Genomic DNA, 18,024 nt, shown 5'->3' on the forward strand with positions numbered 1-18,024 from the left:
GCCGCTGGGCTTCCGGCACCGGGGAAGGTGTGTCGGATTCTCAGCGGCCGGAGACCTCGCGACAGCAGGGCTACAGCAAACCGGGAACGACTTCTTCGGCCTGCTCGGAGAACGGCTGTTCCGCGCCGGCGAGGTAGTCGTTCCACGCCTGCGTGTCCCAGATCTCGACGCGGTTACCCGCACCGATCACCGTGCATTCCTTCGAAAGACCCGCGTACTCGCGCAGCAGCGGCGGGATCGTCACACGGCCCTGCTTGTCGGGGATCTCGTCGGAGGCCCCCGAGAGCAGGACGCGCTGATAATCACGCACCGCACGCGAGGTGACGGGTGTCGTGTTCATCGCGGCAGCGATGCGCTCGAACTCGTTCATCGGAAAGACGTACAGGCAGCGTTCCTGCCCACGCGTCATGACGAGGCCCGCAGCGAACTTCTCGCGGAACTTCGCGGGAAGGATCATGCGGCCCTTGTCGTCGAGACGCGGCGTGTGGGTACCCAGAAACACGGCTGGGCACCTCCCGTCACCGATCTCGCTCCGATGACCCCCACTCTACTCCACTTCACCCCACCATGTCGCCCCACCATGTCTGATCTCGTGATCTGGGCAGAGCGATTTCCGCGTCATTGCAGGGCTGACGGCGGGTGGGGCGCGGTGGAGGGAAAAAACCGCCGCTCCCCGACCGTGGGGGCGCGGGGTCCGGCTCGGTCGACGGCTTCACGGCCACGGCACCTCGTCGAGAGCGCAGGTGGAGCGATGTGGAGGAACCCGGTGGAGCGCAGTGGAGGGCGTGCGTGGAGCGCGGTGGAGGGCGATGCGCTCGTCGGCCAGGCGGGTGACGACGCATCCAAGCCCGCGGGGCGAACTGTGGCCGGGGAGGGAAGTTTGGCAAGATCGTGAGTCATGGAACGCCGCAGCCCCGAGCCTTACCCCGCGACCACCGACGTCCTCGGCCTCGCCGACGCCGTGCGCCGCAACGTCGCCCTCGTCGTCGAGGGCAAGGACGACGTCGTGCTCACGGCCGTCACCGTGCTGTTCGCGGGCGGTCACCTGCTCGTCGAGGACGTGCCGGGCGTCGGCAAGACCGTGCTCGCCAAGGCCCTGGCCCGTTCGGTCGACGCGACGATGCGACGCATCCAATTCACGCCCGACCTGCTCCCGAGCGACATCACCGGTGTCAACGTCTACGACCAGGGCAAGGGTGACTTCACGTTCCGTCCGGGCGCGGTGTTCGCGAACATCGTCATCGGTGACGAGATCAACCGCGCCTCTCCGAAGACGCAGTCGGCGCTGCTCGAAGCGATGGAGGAGCACCAGGTGAGCATGGACGGGCGCACCATGCCGCTGCCGCGCCCCTTCATGGTCGTCGCGACACAGAACCCCGTCGAGATGGACGGCACCTTCCCCCTGCCCGAGGCGCAGCGCGACCGTTTCATGGCGCAGATCAGCATGGGTTACCCCTCTGCGCGCGCCGAGCTCGACATGCTTCTGCACCACGGTGAGAAGGACCCGCTCGACACGCTGCGTCCCGTCGCCAGCGCCGACGACGTCGAGCACGCGATCGATGCCATCGCGTCGCTGCACACGAGTGACGCGCTGCGTCAGTACGTCGTCGACCTCGTCGCCGCGACGCGCAGCCACCCCAGCCTGCGTCTCGGCGCGAGCCCGCGCTCCTCGCTGCAGCTGCTGCGCGCGGCGCGCGCCCACGCCGCCATCGCGGGGCGCGACCACGCGCTGCCGGAGGACGTCGCCGCCATGGCGCCCGCCGTCCTGTCGCACCGTGTCCTCATAAACCGCGCCCAGCGCGACGAGACGCCCGGTGACGTCGTGCGCCACCTCGTCGAGACCGTGGCTGTGCCGTCGGCGTCGCGATGAGCACGCTGCCGCGCCTCACCCGTCGTGGCCTGCTGCTCGCGGGAGCGGGCGTCTCCCTCGTGCTCATCGGCGCGTTCTCGGGTTTCACCGACCTCGTGCGAGCCGGAATCTTCGCGTTGCTGCTCCTCGTCCTCAGCGTGCTGACGCTGCTCGTCGCGACACGCGCGTCGGCGCAGGTGCGTCACGTCGGCCCGCGGTTGCCGCTCGAACCCGGTGACCGCGAGCGTGTCGCCGTCCACGCCGAGCTGTCGCCGTCGGCGCGCTTCTCGGGTGCCACCCTCCAGGAACCGCACACGTTCGGCGGCCCGACGCCGTCGTGGCCGGTCGAGGGGCGCCACTTCGACGGCGAATACGCGGTGAGCGCGCCTCACCGCGGCCGCTTCGTCACCGGTCCGACGCGCCTGGTCGTGCGTGACCCGTTCGGCCTCGCGCACCTGACGCGGGACGTCGCCGCGCGCCGTGAGATCCGCGTGTGGCCCCGCCAAGACGTCGCGCTCACGCCGCAGCGCGAGCGCAGCCTCGTCGGCGACTCGAGCATCGAATCGCACCTCGCCTTCGGCGGCGAGGTCGGGGCGAGCGTGCGCCAGTACGTGCGCGGTGACGACATGCGCCTCGTGCACTGGCCCGCCACCGCTCGCCGCGGTGAACTCATCGTCCGCCAGCTCGACCCACCGACCGACGAGACCGCGCGTGCCCGGCTCGTCGGGCACGTCGAGACCCCGGGTGTCGACGCCGGATGGGAAGGCCTCGTCGAAGCCTGCGCCTCGTGGCTCAGTGCACGCGCCCGCGCGCACCAGCCGTTCGCGCTGCGGGTCGGCGCCGAGACCTACCGCGATCTCCACGACGCGATGGACGCCCTCGCCGTCGCGGGTGATTGCCCCCTCGTCGACGACGCCGCATCCGCGCACGTCGTCTTCGTCCACGCCGACACCGCGGGCTCACTGGGGCCGGCGCCGTCCGGGGGTGAGGCGTTCGTCGCCGGATCACCCGATGCCGTGACGCCGATGCGCGCCCGCCTCGACGCCGACGGGTGGAGCACACACACGGTGCCCGAGGCGCGCCCCGTCACCACCGCCCCCGCCGAAGGAGCTCGATGACCACCCGCCGCATCCTCGCCGAGGTCGCCCTGGGGCTGCTGTGCCTGAGCGCCTGCTGGCCCCTCGTCGAGCTGTCGAAGGCCGACAGCGTCGGCGTGCCGATCGTCGTGGCCGCGCTCGTCATGTGGGCGATCGGCGCCGGGCTGCGACGCGTGGGTGCACGCTCCTGGCTCATCGTGCTCGCGCAGGCGGCGGCCGTCGTGGTCTCGCCACTCGCGGCGCTCGCCGCGCACGGGGTCTCCCCGACCCCGTCCGCGCTGCGGGCCGCCGGCCACGAGGCGCAGAAGGTCGCCAACTCCTCCGTCGCTCCCCTGCCGGCCGTCGCCGGCATCATCGCCGCGCTGACGCTCGGCGCCGCGCTCGTGGCCCTCGTCGTCGACTACGTCGGGGGCACGTCGAAGCTGCCGGCCGCCACCGTCCTGCCCGTCGCGGCGCCGTTCGTGCTCGCGACGACCGCCCTCGGTCAGACGTTGCCGCTGCCCTACTTCGCTGCTGCCGCAGCCGCGTGGGCGCTCCTGATGTGGCTGAGCACGAGTCGTTCCCGCACGTTGACGGGTGCGCCCGTCTTCGCCGCCGTGACGGTGCTGGCCGTGGCCGGCGCCGCCGCCCTGTCGGGGCACGTGCCGACCCGCGCGACTCCGGCTCTCGCCGAGGGTGGAGCCCGGGGCGTCGACACGAGCGTGGACTTCTCGACATCGCTCGACCTGAGCAAGGATCTGTCCTCGCGCAACGCGGCGCCCGTCCTCACCTACACGACCGAGGACTCACAGCCCGGCCCGCTCCGGGTGACGACGAGCTCGACGTACGCGGACGGCCAGTGGCGCGCGCGCACGAACGAGCCGACGACGAAGGTGAGGGCCAACAGCGAGTTCCCAGCGCTCGGCTACGACCCGGCCGTGCCGACGACGAGCTCGCAGGCCACCGTCACGCTCAACGGGATGAAGCCGCCGTTCATCGCCGCGCCGACGACGCTGCGCGCCGCCGCCTTCGGCCAGGGCCACGACACCTTCGACGTCGGAACGACGACCGGCGTGCCGCACCTCGCCGCTCAGGTGCCCGCGTACGCCGTCATCTTCCGGACGTTCACGGCGGCAGCGCGCCCCGTCGACGACTCGGCCGTCAGCGCCGGAACCGGTGGGGTGACGCAGGACGACCTCGCCGTCGCCTCGCTGCCGCAGGCGGCCCGCACGCGGATCGACGCGCTGCTCACCGCCTCCGGCGCCGGAGATGCGACCTCGCGTTTCGACAAGGCCGTCGCCATCCAGAACCACCTGCGCACCGACCCGTCCTACACGTACTCGCTGACGCTCGCCCCGACCCGCACTGTCGACGGCGCGAAGCTCGACCCCCTGTCCAACTTCCTCGAGACGAAGCAGGGCTACTGCACCCAGTACGCCACCACGATGGTGATGAGCGCCCGCTCACTCGGCATCCCGGCGCGCGTCGCGATCGGGTTCCTGCCCGGCACGAAGCAGGGCAACGAGTACGAGGTCCGCGCCGCGGACGCGCACGCCTGGCCCGAGCTGTACTTCCCCGGCATGGGGTGGACGCGGTTCGAGCCGACGCCCGGTTCGCGCTCGGGCGCGGCGCCGGCCTACGCGCGGACGAGCCCGTCGGCGACGAAGTCGTCGTCGAGCGCCCCGACGACGAGCTCGAGCGCGCCCGTGCCGTCGACTCGTTCGGTCGCCCCGTCGACCACGACGCAGACGTCGACGTCGACCTCGCACGGCGCGCCGGTGACGCACCACGACGACGGCGTTCTCGGTCGCGTCCTGCTGACGCTGCTCGGCGCGCTGGCCGTCATCGCCCTGCTCGGCGCGCTGCCGCTGCTCGGCTGGTGGCGACGCAACCGTCCGGTGCGTCAGGCACGTGAGCCCCGCGAGCGTGACGAGGCCCTGTGGCACCGCATGGTCTGGAACCTGCGCGACCTCGGGTACGTCGTCACGACCGAGCGATCCCCACAGGAAGCGGCCGGCCGGTTCGCCGACGACAACCCGCGCGCGTCGACGCACCTCGTCGAAGCCGTCGAACGCGCGGCACACTCGATCGAGAACTCGCGCTACGCTCCGACGCCTGCGCGGGGCATGGCTGCCACGACCGAACGCGTGACGCGCGCAGCACGCTCCGACGCCTCCGTCGGCGCTCGCCTGCGGGCTTGGCTGCTGCCCCGCTCGGCGTTCGGGGCACGGAGCTGAGGTCGCCGCGGGGCCCTTCGAGCGTGGGTCCCGCGGTGCGTCAGACGTTCTGGCTCGTCCGGTGTGCCGGATGGTCGGGCGTTCGACCCGTTAAGGTCGCGGATATCTGCGTTTTCCCTACGCCCAGACTGCTCGAACAAGGCACTCCAAACCCGGCGCGCATGACGGACTGGCCCGCATCCACTGGTGTGGATGCGGGCCAGTTCATCGTGCGCGACGCGCCGAGCGCGCGCCTCGTCGACGACTCTCAGTCGAGGATTCTCAGTCGAGGTAGTCGCGCAGCACCTGCGAGCGCGACGGGTGCCGCAGTTTGCTCATCGTCTTGCTCTCGATCTGACGGATGCGCTCACGCGTCACGCCGTAGACCTTGCCGATCTCGTCGAGCGTCTTCGGCTGGCCGTCGGTGAGGCCGAAGCGCATCGAGACGACGCCCGCCTCGCGCTCGGAGAGCGTGTCGAGCACCGAGTGCAGCTGCTCCTGCAGCAGCGTGAAGCTGACGGCGTCCGCCGGGACGACGGCCTCGGAATCCTCGATGAGGTCACCGAACTCGCTGTCGCCGTCCTCACCGAGGGGCGTGTGCAGCGAGATGGGCTCACGGCCGTACTTCTGGACCTCGATGACCTTCTCGGGGGTCATGTCGAGCTCCTTGGCCAGCTCCTCCGGCGTGGGCTCGCGGCCCAGGTCCTGAAGCATCTGACGCTGCACGCGAGCCAGCTTGTTGATGACCTCGACCATGTGCACCGGGATGCGGATGGTGCGCGCCTGGTCGGCCATGGCACGCGTGATGGCCTGACGGATCCACCACGTCGCGTACGTCGAGAACTTGTAGCCCTTGGTGTAGTCGAACTTCTCGACCGCGCGGATGAGGCCGAGGTTGCCCTCCTGGATGAGGTCGAGGAAGAGCATGCCGCGACCCGTGTAACGCTTGGCCAGCGACACGACGAGACGCAGGTTGGCCTCGAGGAGGTGGTTCTTCGCGTTCTTGCCGTCCGAGGCGATCCACCACAGCTCGCGCTTGAGCTTCATGTCCATCTTGACGCCCGACTCGAGCTTCTGCTCGGCGAACAGGCCGGCCTCGATGCGCTTCGCGAGCTCGACCTCCTGCTCGGCGTTGAGCAGGGCGACCTTGCCGATCTGCTTGAGGTAGTCCTTGACCGGGTCGGCCGTCGCACCCGCCGTCACGACCTGCTGGGCCGGCGCGTCATCCTCGTCACCCGGACGCAGGACGAAGCCGCCCTTCTCGTCTTCGGCCTCGCCGGCGGGCTTCTTCGCCTCGTCGACCTCCTCGGCGCCTGCCTCGACGTCCGTCACGACGACGTCGTCGATCTCGACGTCCTCGGCGACGACCTCGTCCGGCTCGCCAGCGGATGCTTTCTTGGCGGTGGTCTTCTTCGCGGTCGTCGACTTGACCGCGGTGGCCTTCTTCGCCGTCGCCTTCTTGGCGGTGGTCTTCTTGGCGGCCGCCTTCTTCGCGGGGGCCTCACTCGCCTCGTCGGCGGTGACGTTCTCGTCGAGCTCGGCGTCGGTCTCCGCCTCTACGGCCTTCTTCGCCGCCGTCTTCTTGACGGCAGCCTTCTTCGCGGTCGTCGTCTTGGCCGCGGTGGTCTTCTTCGCGGCAGCGGTCTTCGTCGCCGTCTTCTTGGCAGTCGACTTCTTCGCCGCGCTCTTGCGCCCGGTCGTCGTGGCGACGGCCTGGGCCGCGTGAACCTCGTCGAGCACGATCTCGATGCCCTCGGCCCCCAGCGCCTTCAGCACCGCCTTCTGCTTGGCCATGGAGATCTTCGCTTCTTCGAGGGCGGTCTTCAGCACCACGCTGTCGACCGTGCCGCTCGCGCGCCCCTGCTCGAACAGAGCAATGACCGCGGGATGGTCGATGTCCGCGGGAAGCGCGGGGGTCTGAGCCGTTTCGGACACTGAGGTCACCAACTACCTTCCGAGAGTGCACAACGCATCGGGCAGGCGCAATCGCGCGCCGAGCGCTTCGTACGAGGGAAGAGACGAACCACGGGGGCGGGATCCGACGAGAGCCGGTTGCCCGAGACTCACCTGAGCTCGCCTGGCACCGTGGTGCCTGATTCGATCCCCCGCGTCGCTTCTTTCACCATTATAGAACTCTGGGTCGAGAACCGCAGAATCACGGGGTTCAACGCCCCTGCGTGCGCGGGTGTTCCCGACCTGACGCAAGCGCGTTAGGCCGGGGTTGGGAGCAGCGCGAGATCAGTGCGCTGTGGGCTTGACCGCGAGGACGGGGCACGGCGCGTCGAGCAGCAGCCGCTGAGCGCTCGAACCGAGGATCAGCTTGCCGACGGGCGTGCGGCGACGCAGCCCGATGACGAGCAGCGCCGGGTCGAGTTCGGCCACCTCGTCGAGGATCACCTCGACCGCGTCCTGGCCCTCCTCCACCTGCACGACGCGGCCGCCGACCGCGTCCGCACTCTCCTGCGCGGCAGCGCGCGCGTCGTCGCTCGGGACGGTCGAGACGAGTACGAGCGGGCGCCCCAGCACACTCGACTGACGCACGGCCTCGGCCACCGCGGCCTCACCCTCCGGGCCCGGAGCGAAACTGACGACGACGGACATGCGCAACCCCTGTTCTGCGACTGTGGCGATCGGCTCACACGCTACCCGAGGTGCCGCGAGCGTCCGCCGTCACGCCACGGGACGGACGCGGCCCGCCTCGGCCGTGAGCGGCCGGGCGATGACCTCGCGCACGAGCGCCGCGATCTGGTCGGCTTCGATGAGGAAACCGTCGTGACCGTGCGGCGAGTGGATGAGACGCAGCCGTCCGCGCCCGTGAGCCCGGACGATGTCGGCGGAGGCACTGACCGGGAACAGCCGATCGGAGTCGACCGCGGCGACGACGAGCTCACCCCCGAACACCCGAAGCGCAGGCTCGATGCCGCCGCGGCCGCGGCCGACGTCGTGCGTCGCCATCGCCTGCGTGAGCCGCACATAACTCATGGCGTCGAACCGCGCGACGAGTTTCGCGGCGTGGTGCTCGAGATAGCTCTCGACGGCGAACAGGCCGCCGTCGAGCGTGCGGTCCGCTCCCTGCGACTCGCGTCCGAACCGCTCCTGCAACTCGTGCGCGCTGCGGTAGGAGGTGTGCGCGATCTGGCGGGCGAGCCCGAGCCCCGACGTCGGGAAGACGCCCTGCTCGAGGTAGCCGCCACCCCGGAAATCCGGGTCAGCTTCGATTGCCCGCACCTGCGTGTGCCCCCACGCGATCTGGTCGGCGCCCGCCGCCGCGCAGCTCGCGACGACGAGGGCGCGCTGCACCCGATGCGGGAAGGTCGCCACCCACTCCGCGGCGCGCATCCCGCCGAAGGAGCCGCCGATGACGGTGTGGAAGCGCGCGATGCCGAGAGCGTCGGCGACCCGCGCCTCGGCGCGCGCCTGATCCCTGACGCTGACGTGTGGGAAGCGCCCGCCCCACACCCGGCCGTCTGGTGCGAGCGACATGGGGCCCGTGCTGCCGCGACAGCCGCCGAGCACGTTGATCGCCACGACGAACAGCTCGTCGGTGTCGAGGGGCGCGCCGGGGCCGATGAGACCAGGCCACCACCCCGCCGTCGGCTGCCCGGGGCCGACCGGCCCGACGACGTGCGAGTCTCCGGTCAGGGCGTGCTCGACGAGGACGGCGTTGCTCGCGTCGTCGTTCAGCTCGCCCCAGCACTCGTACGTCATGACGACGTCGGGCAGGGCGGCGCCGTTCTCCAGCGTCAGGGTGCCGATGTGGACGGCACGTGCGTGCGGGTTGAACCCGTCGTCGGTGAGGGGCGCCGCGGGGTCGGCCACGGCGAGGCGACGGTGCGAAACCATGACGTCCTCGATTCCGAGGTGGGTCGCAACCCACCTCTCGCGCTTGCCGCCCACGGGCGGCCCTGTCGTCACCCGGGGCACCCCGCCGCGAGGGAGGGTTGCCGCTCAGCAAGCCGGGGCTTGTGTCGCTGAAACTCTTGACCTGCGACAGAGTAGGCGGCCCTGCCCGCGGCTTCCATCGCCCGCGCGGCGACGTCCACGATGTGGCGCGCTCCCACAACCGGCACGCTCGTCAGGCGACGGAACTCTGCCGAGCCTTCGTGTGGAGCGCACCGACGGCCTGCTCGTACGACAACCCCGTGCCTGTGATGTCGCGCAGCAGTTGCCCCAATGACGTCCGCCCGATGCGCAGCGACGCCGCGGCGCACGCACCGGCTCCCCGCAGGTCGCCTTCGCGCCAGGTCGCGGCGGCCTCGAGGGCCTTCCACGCGGCGCGGCCGTGGCGCGGCACGAGCGGCAGCCAAGTTCGCAGGCACGCGCTCGTCATCAGCGGGCCAGGCTCGCCGAGCGGCGTGCCCGGGCTCAGCAGACGAAACAGTTCGGGTGCGACGCACAGGAGGATCTCATCGCGCGTCGGGCCGTCGACGACAGCGTCGGCGAGCACCTGCAGGTCGGCGCTGCGGGAGCGTCGCCGGGTGCCCGACGCGGTGTCGGGGACGTCGCACAACCGTGCCCAGGCGGCTCGGACGTCGACGACGCTGGGAACGGGGCGCGCGGTGGCGGCCATGGCCTCGCCGCCGCGGCGGACGTCGCGAAGCTGCTCGCGGGTCTGCTCTGACAGGGACGGGATCTCGTGGATCGCGCCGTCACAGCAGCCGAGCTCGCATTCGATGGCCCACCAGTGCTCGTCGCTGGCACCGAGGACGTGGTGCAGCGGCACGCGGCGCTCGATGCGTTTCGCGAGGGCCGCGATGTCGACGCGGCCCGGCTCGCAGCGATAGGCGATGGCGATGGCGGCCTGCGCACCCATCGTCGCGCGCCGCTCAGCGACGACGTCGAGCATGTGCGCCGTCTCCCCGTCGCACGCATCGTCCGCCCAGCCGAGCACCCCCGCGAGCGCACCGTCACGTTCGAACAGGACGATGACGGCGCCCGCCCTCTCGGAGCCGACGAGATCGGGAAGGGCTGCCACCAGGGCGCTGAGGCCCTTGAGTCGTGTTGTTGTCTTCATGCCCCCAGCGAAACCCATGACGCCACCCGCGCGCTGACCACGAGCCACAAACCTGTGGACGAGGCATCCTGCGGGCCGCGAAACGGGCCGTAGCCGTCACACCTGTGGGTGAGTGGGCCGTTCGAGCAAGGCCAGGCGGGGGTTCGGGGCCCGTCAGATCGTCGCCCGGAAGCCCGTTGATGCGCACGGACGACACATCGCCGAACCGGCCCGGACACGCCGAACGCCACCCGTCGAAGACGAGTGGCGTTCGGGGTGGAATCAGGGCGACGTCAGGCTGACGGCGGGATCTGCGCGACGAAGTCGCGACGCGCCGACTGGGCGATCTTGCGGATGAGGACGACATCGAGGCCGCCACCGATGAAGCCGCCCGCCACGGGGATGAGGCGCGGAATGCGCGTGAGGAAGCGACGCCCCACCTGCGAGCCGAGACGGAACGCAACTGACTTGTTCACGACGGCGAGCGCCGCCGGCGGCAGCTTGCGCGTGGCGACGTTCGTCGCGACGCCACCCGTCATCGGGCCGAGGCCCTTGAGGACCTGCGTCGCGTCCGCACCGATGAGGTCGAGCAGGATCGCCGAGCGCACGGCTGGGTCGTCGACGTCGTGACCGTTGATGGCGGCGATTGCCGCGACCATGCGCGTCGCGACGGTGTAGAAACCGATGACGTTCGCGGGCAGTGCCACGGGGAGCGTGACGAAACCGCCGAGGTTGGTGAGGAAGCCGTTCGCGCCCGCGAGCTTCGTGTGTGATGCGACGACGTCGTCCATCGCCGCTTCCTTGGAGCCCGCCTTCTTCATCGCCTCGTCGGCGACGGCGCGGGCCGACTTGAACGTCGCCACGCCCCCGATGCCCACCGAGATGAGGTGCTGCGCCAGGGTGTTGGCCGTCGAGTCGAGCATGCCCGACGATTTCTCGGGGGCTGCAGGAGCCTTCTTGTCTTGACCGAATCCGAACATGAGGTGATCCTCCCAAGTTGGCGGGGGCCCGGCAAGCCACCGCAGGGGTGGCCGCAGCCAGGCGAGCGTTGCGAAGCCCGCGTGGCCGTCGGCTCAGACCGACGGCCGGCGAGAAGCGCTCGCGGGCTCACAACGAGCCCTTGGTGCCCGGATCCTCTCCCTCGGCGCGCAGGAACTGCTCCAGCTCGGCGCCGATCTCGTCTGCGCTCGGCAGGTCGTTCATCTCGGCGGCGAGGAGCGAGCGTCGACGACGACCCTCGGTGAAGGCGTCGTACTGCCGCTCGAGGCCCTCGACGACCTCGGTGACCTCGTCGTTCTCGCTGATCTGCTTGGCGATGTCGGCGCGATGCAGCCCGGCGATCGCGGCGAGCTCCTGAGCGGGGATCGCCAGCCCCGTCAGCCCGCAGACGGCCTCGAGCGCGGCGAGCGCGGCGTCCGCGAACTCGACCTGCGTGAGGTAGTGCGGCACGTGGATCGCGAAACCTGCGGTGTCCATGCCCGCCTCGGCGAGCCGGATGTGCATGAGCCCTTCGGCACTCGAGGGCACCTGGACGTTGCCGAAGAGCGGCTCGTTCTCCGTCAGCAGACGCTGATCGGAGGCGAAACGCGTGAAACCGACCGGGCGCGTGTGCGGCACCGCCATCGGGATGCCGTGCGCGCTCACCATGAGCGAGACGCCGAGGTTCGCCGCGAGGATGCGGACGGCCTCGCTGACGCGCTCCCACTGGTAGTCGGGCTCGGGGCCGGCGAGCAGCAGGAACGGCGTGCCTTCGGCGTCGACGAGGCGGTACAGCACGAGAGCCGGGTCGTCGTACTCGCTGTAGCGGTCGCGATCGAACGTCATCATCGGGCGGCGACCGCGGTAGTCGAGCAACTGGTCGACGTCGAACGACGCGACGACCGTGTGCTCAAGCGTGCCCAGCATGTGCGCCGTCATCAACTTCTGTGTGTTGCCCGCGTCGATGAAACCGCCCAGCGAGACCACGAGGGTCGAGGCGCTCTGCTCGGCGAGCGGGGTGTCGGTCTCGATGCGGAACAGTTGCGTGGGATCAAGCACGTCGTACTCCTTCGTCAGGTGCTCACCGTTCAACGCCCCGCGCGCGGGGATGATTCCCCCACGCCGCGGCCACTCAGGTCTGCGGCGACGCGGCGTCCGGAACGGTCTCGGCATGACCGTCGGTGCGCAACTGCGCCCGCAGCGCCTCGGCATTCTCGGCGAGGATCTGCTGGTCCTGGCCGCGCGTGACGGCGTGCGGGTCGAACTCGGCCGGGCTCTGCGTCGGCCACACGTGCAGGTGCAGGTGCGGCACCTCGTACCCCTCGACGAGCAGGCCGACGCGCTGCGCCTGCCACGCGCGCTGCTGCGCCTGACCGATGATCTGCGCGACACCCGTGAGATGCGCGAAGATGCTCGGCGGCGCCTGCGTCCATTCGACGATCTCCCCGCGCGGCACGACGACCGTGTGCCCGTCGGTGATGGGGTCGATGACGAGGAACGCCACGCACACCTCGTCCTGCCAGACGAAGTGCGCCGGGATGTCGCCGTCGATGATCTTGCTGAAGATGCTCGCCATGGCCTCCAACCTACGCCCGATCAGCGGGCCTCCGCAGCGTCCATCGCCTTGTAGATCCGCTTCTCGGACACCGGGTGAGCGGTGCCCAGACGCTGCGCGAACTGGCTGACGGCAAGCTCCTCGATCATCCAGCGGATGTCGAGCACGTCGGCGTCCCCACGGCGCTCGGGGCGCAGCCCGGCGACCATGTCGTCGTACTCACGTCGGACGGTCGCGACGAGGTCGGCGCGGTCGGCGTCACGCACGAGATCGGTGACGCCCTTGTCGAGCCGCTCGAGCATTCCCCGCACGTAGCGATCGAGGTGACCGAGGCGCGCCAACCCGGTCTCGGCGACGAAACCGGGATGGATGAGCGCGACGAGGTGAGCGGCGACGTCGTCGTGCAACGCCTTCGCCGCGGGCGCCGTCAATCGTGACAGCCCGAGCTGCACCTCGGCGGCGTGCTCGAGCACGGGCGCGAGCTTCTCGGCCGCCTCGAGCACGAGCGGTGCCACCTGCTGACGGATCGCCGTGAGGGCCGCGTCGAACTGCTCTGCGTCGCGCACTTCGCGCCCGGGCATGCCTTCGATGACGGAGTCGACGGCGGCCGCGAGGACGTCGTCCATGAGGGCGTCCATCGAACCGTGCGGGTTGTTGCCGAGCGCGAGCTTCTGCCGGTTGCTCATGAGGCCGAGGATTCGCTTCCACGGCACCTGCGTGTTGAGCAGCAGCAGACGGCGGGTGCCGAGCCGAGTGGCCTGGCGCGCCTCGGACTCGGTGCCGAGCACCTCGACAGCGACGTCACGGCCGTGGTCGACGACAGCCGGGAAGCCCGTCATCCGCTGGCGGCCGGCCGACTTCGTGAACTGGCGGGGCAGCTCACCGAACGTCCACTGCGTCAGCCCCTGCTGCTCGAGGTCTCCGGCCGCCTTCGCGATCGACTGACGCAGACGCCCGGCGAGTTCGTCCTGCAGCGCCGCGAGATCCTTGCTCTCACGGATCTTGCGGCCCCGCTCATCCTCGACCCTGAACGTGACCTTCAGGTGGTCGGGCAGCTTCCCCGGGTCCCAACTCCCCGCGGGCACACGTACCGAGGTGAGACGAAACAGCGCCTCGCCCAGCTCGTCGGCGAACGGGACCTCACCCGGGCGACCCTGGGCATCCATGAGCGCCAGCGCCCGCCGCGCATGGTCGGGAGCCGGGACGAAGCTGCGTCGGATGTTCTTCGGCAGCGACTTCACGAGGGCCGTCGCGAGTTCCTCACGCATACCGGGCACGAGCCAGTCGAACCCGTGATCCTCGACCTGGTTGAGCACCGGCAGCGGCACGTGCACGGTGATGCCGTCGGCGTCTGCACCCGGCTCGAACTGATACGTCAACTTGAGCCTGAGACTGCCTTGCCGCCACGACTTCGGGTAGGCCGACTCGTCGACGGCGTCCGCGTCGTCGGCGACGAGCAAATCCTCGGTGAAGGTGAGCAGGCTCGGGTTCGTGCGACGCTCGTTCTTCCACCACCGGTCGAAGTGCGCCCCGGAGACGATGTCCGCCGGGATGCGCTCGTCGTAGAAGTCGAACAGGACGTCGTCGTCGACGACGAGGTCACGCCGTCGGGCGCGCGCCTCGAGGTCGGCGAAGCGCGCGCGCAGCGCCGCGTTGTCCTTGAGGAACTGGTGCTGCGCATCCCAGTCACCCTCGACGAGAGCGTGACGGATGAACAGGTCGCGAGAGACCTCCGGATCGATCGCGCCGTAGGCCGCCTTGCGGCCCGCGACGATCGGGATGCCGTACAGCGTGACCCGCTCGGACGCGACGGCCCCCGCGCGCGAGCGCTCCCAGTGCGGTTCGGCATACGAGCGCTTGACGAGGTGGGCGCCCGCCCGTTCGATCCAGGCGGGGTCGACGACCGCGTTGGTGCGCGCCCACATGCGGGTCGTCTCGACCAGCTCGCCCGCCATGACCCAGTCGGGTTGGCGTCGGAACAGCGTCGAGCCGGGCTGGATCGCGAAACGCGCCTGACGGGCGCCGAGGTACTCACGCTTCTCACGATCCCGCAGCCCGACGTGGCTGAGCAGACCCGTGAGCAGCGCCTGGTGGACGGCATCCTCGCTCGCGGCGTTGTCGCTCATGAACAGCTTGGCCTGCTTGCACGCCGCCTTGAGCTGACCGTGCAGATCCTGCCATTCGCGCAGCCGCAGGTAGTGGAGGTACTCGCGCTTGCACAGGCGCCGGAAGGCACTGCTGGACAGTTCGCGCTGCTGCTCGCGCACGTAGTTCCACAGGTTGAGGTAGCTGAGGAAGTCGCTCTTCTCGTGCTTGAACCGGGCGTGCTGTTGATCCGCCTGGGCCTGCGCGTCCGCGGGGCGCTCACGCGGATCCTGGATCGACATCGCCGCGACGATGACGAGTACCTCCCGCAGCGAGCCGTTCTCGGCGGCGGCGACGAGCATGCGTCCGAGCCGCGGGTCGACGGGCAGGCGCGCGAGGGTGCGGCCGGTCGGAGTCAGCTTCTTGCGCGGCCCCTGAGCGGTGGTGTCGAGGGCGTGCAATTCCTCGAGCAGCGCCAGGCCGTCCTTGATCTGGCGGGCGTCGGGCGCGTCGACGAACGGGAAGCGCGCGATGTCGCCGAGGCCCAGGGACGTCATCTGCAGGATGACGCTCGCGAGGTTCGTCCGCAGGATCTCGGGGTCGGTGAACTCCGGGCGGGACGCGAAATCCTCCTCCGAGTACAACCGGATGCAGATGCCGTCGGCGACACGGCCACACCGGCCGGCGCGCTGACGGGCGGAGGCCTGCGAGATCGGCTCGATCGGCAGACGCTGCACCTTCGTGCGCTGGCTGTAGCGCGAGATGCGCGCGGTGCCGGTGTCGATGACGTAGCGGATGCCCGGCACCGTCAGCGACGTCTCGGCGACGTTCGTCGCCAGGACGATGCGTCGCCCGTGGTGCGGGGCGAAGACGCGATGCTGCTCGGCGGCGGACAGGCGCGCATAGAGCGGCACGATCTCGACGTCGTGACGCGCGCGCCCCCAGTCAGCGCCCTTGAGCGCGTCCGCGGCGTCGCGGATCTCGCGCTCACCGGAGCAGAAGACGAGGATGTCCTGCGCCGAACCGTCACCGCTGCCTGAGCGCCACAGCTCCTGTGCGGCCTCGACGATGCCCGTCACCTGATCGACGTCCTCGAGCTTGGGGTCCTCCCCCGGCTTGCTCGGCGCGAGCTCGCGCACGAGGGGGCGATACCGCGTCTCGACGGGGTAGGTGCGCCCCGAGACCTCGATGATCGGCGCGGGCCCGTCCGGGCCGGCGAAGTGCTCGGCGAAGCGCTCCGGGTCGATCGTCGCGGACGTGATGATCACCTTGAGATCGGGGCGCCGCGGCAGCAACTGCTTGAGGTAGCCGAGGATGAAGTCGATGTTGAGGCTGCGTTCGTGCGCCTCGTCGATGATGAGCGTGTCGTACTGACGCAGATCCCGATCGCGTTGCATCTGCGACAACAGGATGCCGTCGGTCATGACGCGCACACGGGTCTTCTTCGACGACTCGTCGACGAAGCGCACCTGATAGCCGACCGTCTCACCGAGCGGCGACTCGAGTTCTTCGGCGAGCCGCTCGGCGACCGAACGCGCCGCGATGCGTCGCGGCTGGGTGTGGCCGATGGCGCCGGCGCGCCCGCGCCCCAGTTCGAGGCAGAACTTCGGCAGCTGCGTCGTCTTGCCCGAACCCGTTTCGCCCGCGACGATGACGACCTGGTGGTCGCGGATCGCCTCGAGGATCTCGTCTTTCGCCTCGACGACAGGCAGGTGGCCCGGGTAGCGCAGGACGTACGACGCTGCTTCCGATGTGGGGTCGGGGATGGCCTCGGCGGCCAGGGCCGGTTCGTCCCCTCGGGGTGACGCGTTCGCTCTGCTCCGGCTCGGCCTGCGCCGGCGGGACGATGAGGCGAGCGGCGGCCCGGGCGTCGCCGGATCGCCGTTCGAGGAAGGTTGCGAAGGTCTTGGAGTACTCACGATTCGCTCATTTTCTCACGCGCGCCGGTGATGGCCGCGCGCGTTCGGGCAGGGCCCAGCGCCCCCGCCGTCAGGGCAGGAGCTGGCTGAGCGTGTAGATGAGGAGGCCGACGAGGCCGCCGACGACGGTGCCGTTGATGCGGATGAACTGCAGGTCGCGCCCGACGAACGACTCGATGCGTTCGGAGGCGTCCTGCGCGTCCCAGCGCTCGACCGTCGAGGAGATGAGGGCCGTGATCTCGTGGCCGTATCCCTCGACGCCGGCGGCTGCGACGTCCTCGAGGCGACGTTCGAGGCTCGCGTGGAGCGCGTCATCGGTGCGGATGCGCTGCGCGAGCGCCCGCAGGTGGTGGACCATCCGCGCCCGCAGCTCGCCGTCAGGATCCATGAGAGCGTCACCGAGCATCCGACGCACCGACGACCACACGTTCAGGGCCGCGTCGGCGACGCTGGGGTGGGTGAGGAAGCGCTGCTTGAGGTTCTCCGCCTGCTGCTGGGTCTTCTCGTCGTGCTGCAGGTCGTGCGCGGCGCGAGCGAGGAACGCGTCGATCGCGCGACGCATCGCGTGATCGGGTGTGTCGCGCACCTCCGCGAGCCACTTGACGATCTCGAGGTGGATGCGGTCGACGACGGCGTCGTCGAGCCACTGCGGTGACCACCACGGCGCCTTCGCCCCGACGATGCGCGTCACCGCATCCTTGTTCTCGCTCACCCAGACGTGCATCTCGGTGACGCAGACGTCGACGAACCCGTGGTGCGTGCCGTCCGCGACGACCCCTTCGAGCAGGTGCCCGGCGAGTTCGCCGATGGGCTCAAGCTGCAGACGCGGGATGAGGACGGCGTCGAGGAAGTGGCGCACCTCGTCCTCGTCGAGGCTCTCGAGCGCCTTGTTGAGCTGTGGGGTGATCTGGGCGACGAGCCGCTCGGCCTGACCGGGGCGTTCGACCCAGGCCGCGACGCGTCGCGGGACGTCGACGCCGCGGATGCGCTCGCGCACGAGATCGGGGGTGAGGAAGTTGGAGGCGACGAACTCCTCGAGGCTCTTGCCCAGCTGATCCTTGCGTGTCGGGATGATGGCTGTGTGCGGCACCTTGAGACCGAGGGGGTGACGGAACAGCGCGGTCACCGCGAACCAGTCGGCGACGGCACCGACCATCGCAGCCTCGGCCGCCGCGTTGACGTACCCCCATGCCCCGCCATGGCCGTGCGTGAGGATGTAGATGACGGCCGCGAGGACGAGCAGCCCCGTCGCCACGAGGCGCATGCGACGCAGCGCGGCACGGCGTTCGAGATCGGCGGGGGCCAGGTTCATCGTCGTGGACACGCCGCCACGATAGTCGGGCTCTAGCTCGC

At 70.3% G+C, this 18,024-nt stretch carries 13 protein-coding genes and 1 riboswitch; of the genes, 3 read left to right on the forward strand and 10 right to left on the reverse strand.

Annotated elements, in window-relative coordinates; genetic code table 11:
- Positions 1 to 70: 70 nt before the first annotated feature.
- Positions 71 to 502 (reverse strand): division/cell wall cluster transcriptional repressor MraZ, encoded by a 432-nt coding sequence (gene mraZ / locus HMPREF0321_RS11485; RefSeq protein ID WP_006946550.1) that lies wholly within the window; start codon positions 500 to 502, stop codon positions 71 to 73.
- Between the two features lie 396 nt (positions 503 to 898).
- Between mraZ and HMPREF0321_RS11490 the strand changes: the two genes are divergently transcribed.
- From HMPREF0321_RS11490 to HMPREF0321_RS11500, 3 genes are read left to right on the forward strand one after another with little or no spacing between them, the layout of a single operon-like run.
- A complete protein-coding gene (locus tag HMPREF0321_RS11490) occupies positions 899 to 1,870 on the forward strand; it encodes a MoxR family ATPase (RefSeq protein ID WP_006946590.1) in 972 nt (323 codons plus the stop codon).
- Positions 1,867 to 2,967 (forward strand): DUF58 domain-containing protein, encoded by a 1,101-nt coding sequence (locus HMPREF0321_RS11495; RefSeq protein WP_006946592.1) that lies wholly within the window; start codon positions 1,867 to 1,869, stop codon positions 2,965 to 2,967. The genes HMPREF0321_RS11490 and HMPREF0321_RS11495 overlap by 4 nt, the downstream gene beginning before the upstream one ends.
- Positions 2,964 to 5,162, forward strand: coding sequence for a transglutaminase domain-containing protein (locus HMPREF0321_RS11500; protein ID WP_006946586.1), 2,199 nt, complete (start codon positions 2,964 to 2,966; stop codon positions 5,160 to 5,162). The genes HMPREF0321_RS11495 and HMPREF0321_RS11500 overlap by 4 nt, the downstream gene beginning before the upstream one ends.
- 261 nt (positions 5,163 to 5,423) lie before the next feature.
- Here HMPREF0321_RS11500 and HMPREF0321_RS11505 read toward each other — a convergent pair whose 3' ends face one another.
- From HMPREF0321_RS11505 to HMPREF0321_RS11545, 9 genes are all read right to left on the reverse strand, one after another.
- Entirely contained in the window at positions 5,424 to 7,085 is a 1,662-nt protein-coding gene (locus tag HMPREF0321_RS11505) for an RNA polymerase sigma factor (protein WP_175282489.1), read from the reverse strand.
- A gap of 294 nt (positions 7,086 to 7,379) precedes the next feature.
- Positions 7,380 to 7,742, reverse strand: coding sequence for a universal stress protein (locus tag HMPREF0321_RS11510; protein ID WP_006946612.1), 363 nt, complete (start codon positions 7,740 to 7,742; stop codon positions 7,380 to 7,382).
- Between the two features lie 69 nt (positions 7,743 to 7,811).
- Positions 7,812 to 8,984 (reverse strand): homoserine O-acetyltransferase, encoded by a 1,173-nt coding sequence (locus HMPREF0321_RS11515; RefSeq protein ID WP_083607268.1) that lies wholly within the window; start codon positions 8,982 to 8,984, stop codon positions 7,812 to 7,814.
- Between the two features lie 34 nt (positions 8,985 to 9,018).
- Positions 9,019 to 9,127: riboswitch (SAM riboswitch) on the reverse strand.
- An 89-nt stretch (positions 9,128 to 9,216) separates the two neighbouring features.
- Entirely contained in the window at positions 9,217 to 10,155 is a 939-nt protein-coding gene (locus HMPREF0321_RS11520; RefSeq protein WP_139023640.1) for a hypothetical protein, read from the reverse strand.
- Positions 10,156 to 10,427: 272 nt separating this feature from the next.
- Positions 10,428 to 11,114 (reverse strand): EcsC family protein, encoded by a 687-nt coding sequence (locus tag HMPREF0321_RS11525; RefSeq protein ID WP_006946552.1) that lies wholly within the window; start codon positions 11,112 to 11,114, stop codon positions 10,428 to 10,430.
- 127 nt (positions 11,115 to 11,241) lie between these two features.
- A complete protein-coding gene (locus HMPREF0321_RS11530; RefSeq protein WP_040014953.1) occupies positions 11,242 to 12,171 on the reverse strand; it encodes a PAC2 family protein in 930 nt (309 codons plus the stop codon).
- A 73-nt stretch (positions 12,172 to 12,244) separates the two neighbouring features.
- Complete coding sequence (locus HMPREF0321_RS11535; RefSeq protein ID WP_006946632.1) at positions 12,245 to 12,688, reverse strand: HIT family protein; 444 nt, start codon at positions 12,686 to 12,688, stop codon at positions 12,245 to 12,247.
- Between the two features lie 20 nt (positions 12,689 to 12,708).
- Positions 12,709 to 16,671, reverse strand: a complete 3,963-nt coding sequence (gene hrpA / locus HMPREF0321_RS11540) for an ATP-dependent RNA helicase HrpA (protein WP_006946608.1) — start codon at positions 16,669 to 16,671, stop codon at positions 12,709 to 12,711.
- Between the two features lie 70 nt (positions 16,672 to 16,741).
- Complete coding sequence (locus HMPREF0321_RS11545) at positions 16,742 to 17,995, reverse strand: DUF445 domain-containing protein (protein ID WP_006946545.1); 1,254 nt, start codon at positions 17,993 to 17,995, stop codon at positions 16,742 to 16,744.
- Positions 17,996 to 18,024: the final 29 nt, after the last annotated feature.

It is taken from the genome of Dermacoccus sp. Ellin185 (assembly GCF_000152185.1).
Lineage (GTDB): Bacteria > Actinomycetota > Actinomycetes > Actinomycetales > Dermatophilaceae > Dermacoccus > Dermacoccus nishinomiyaensis.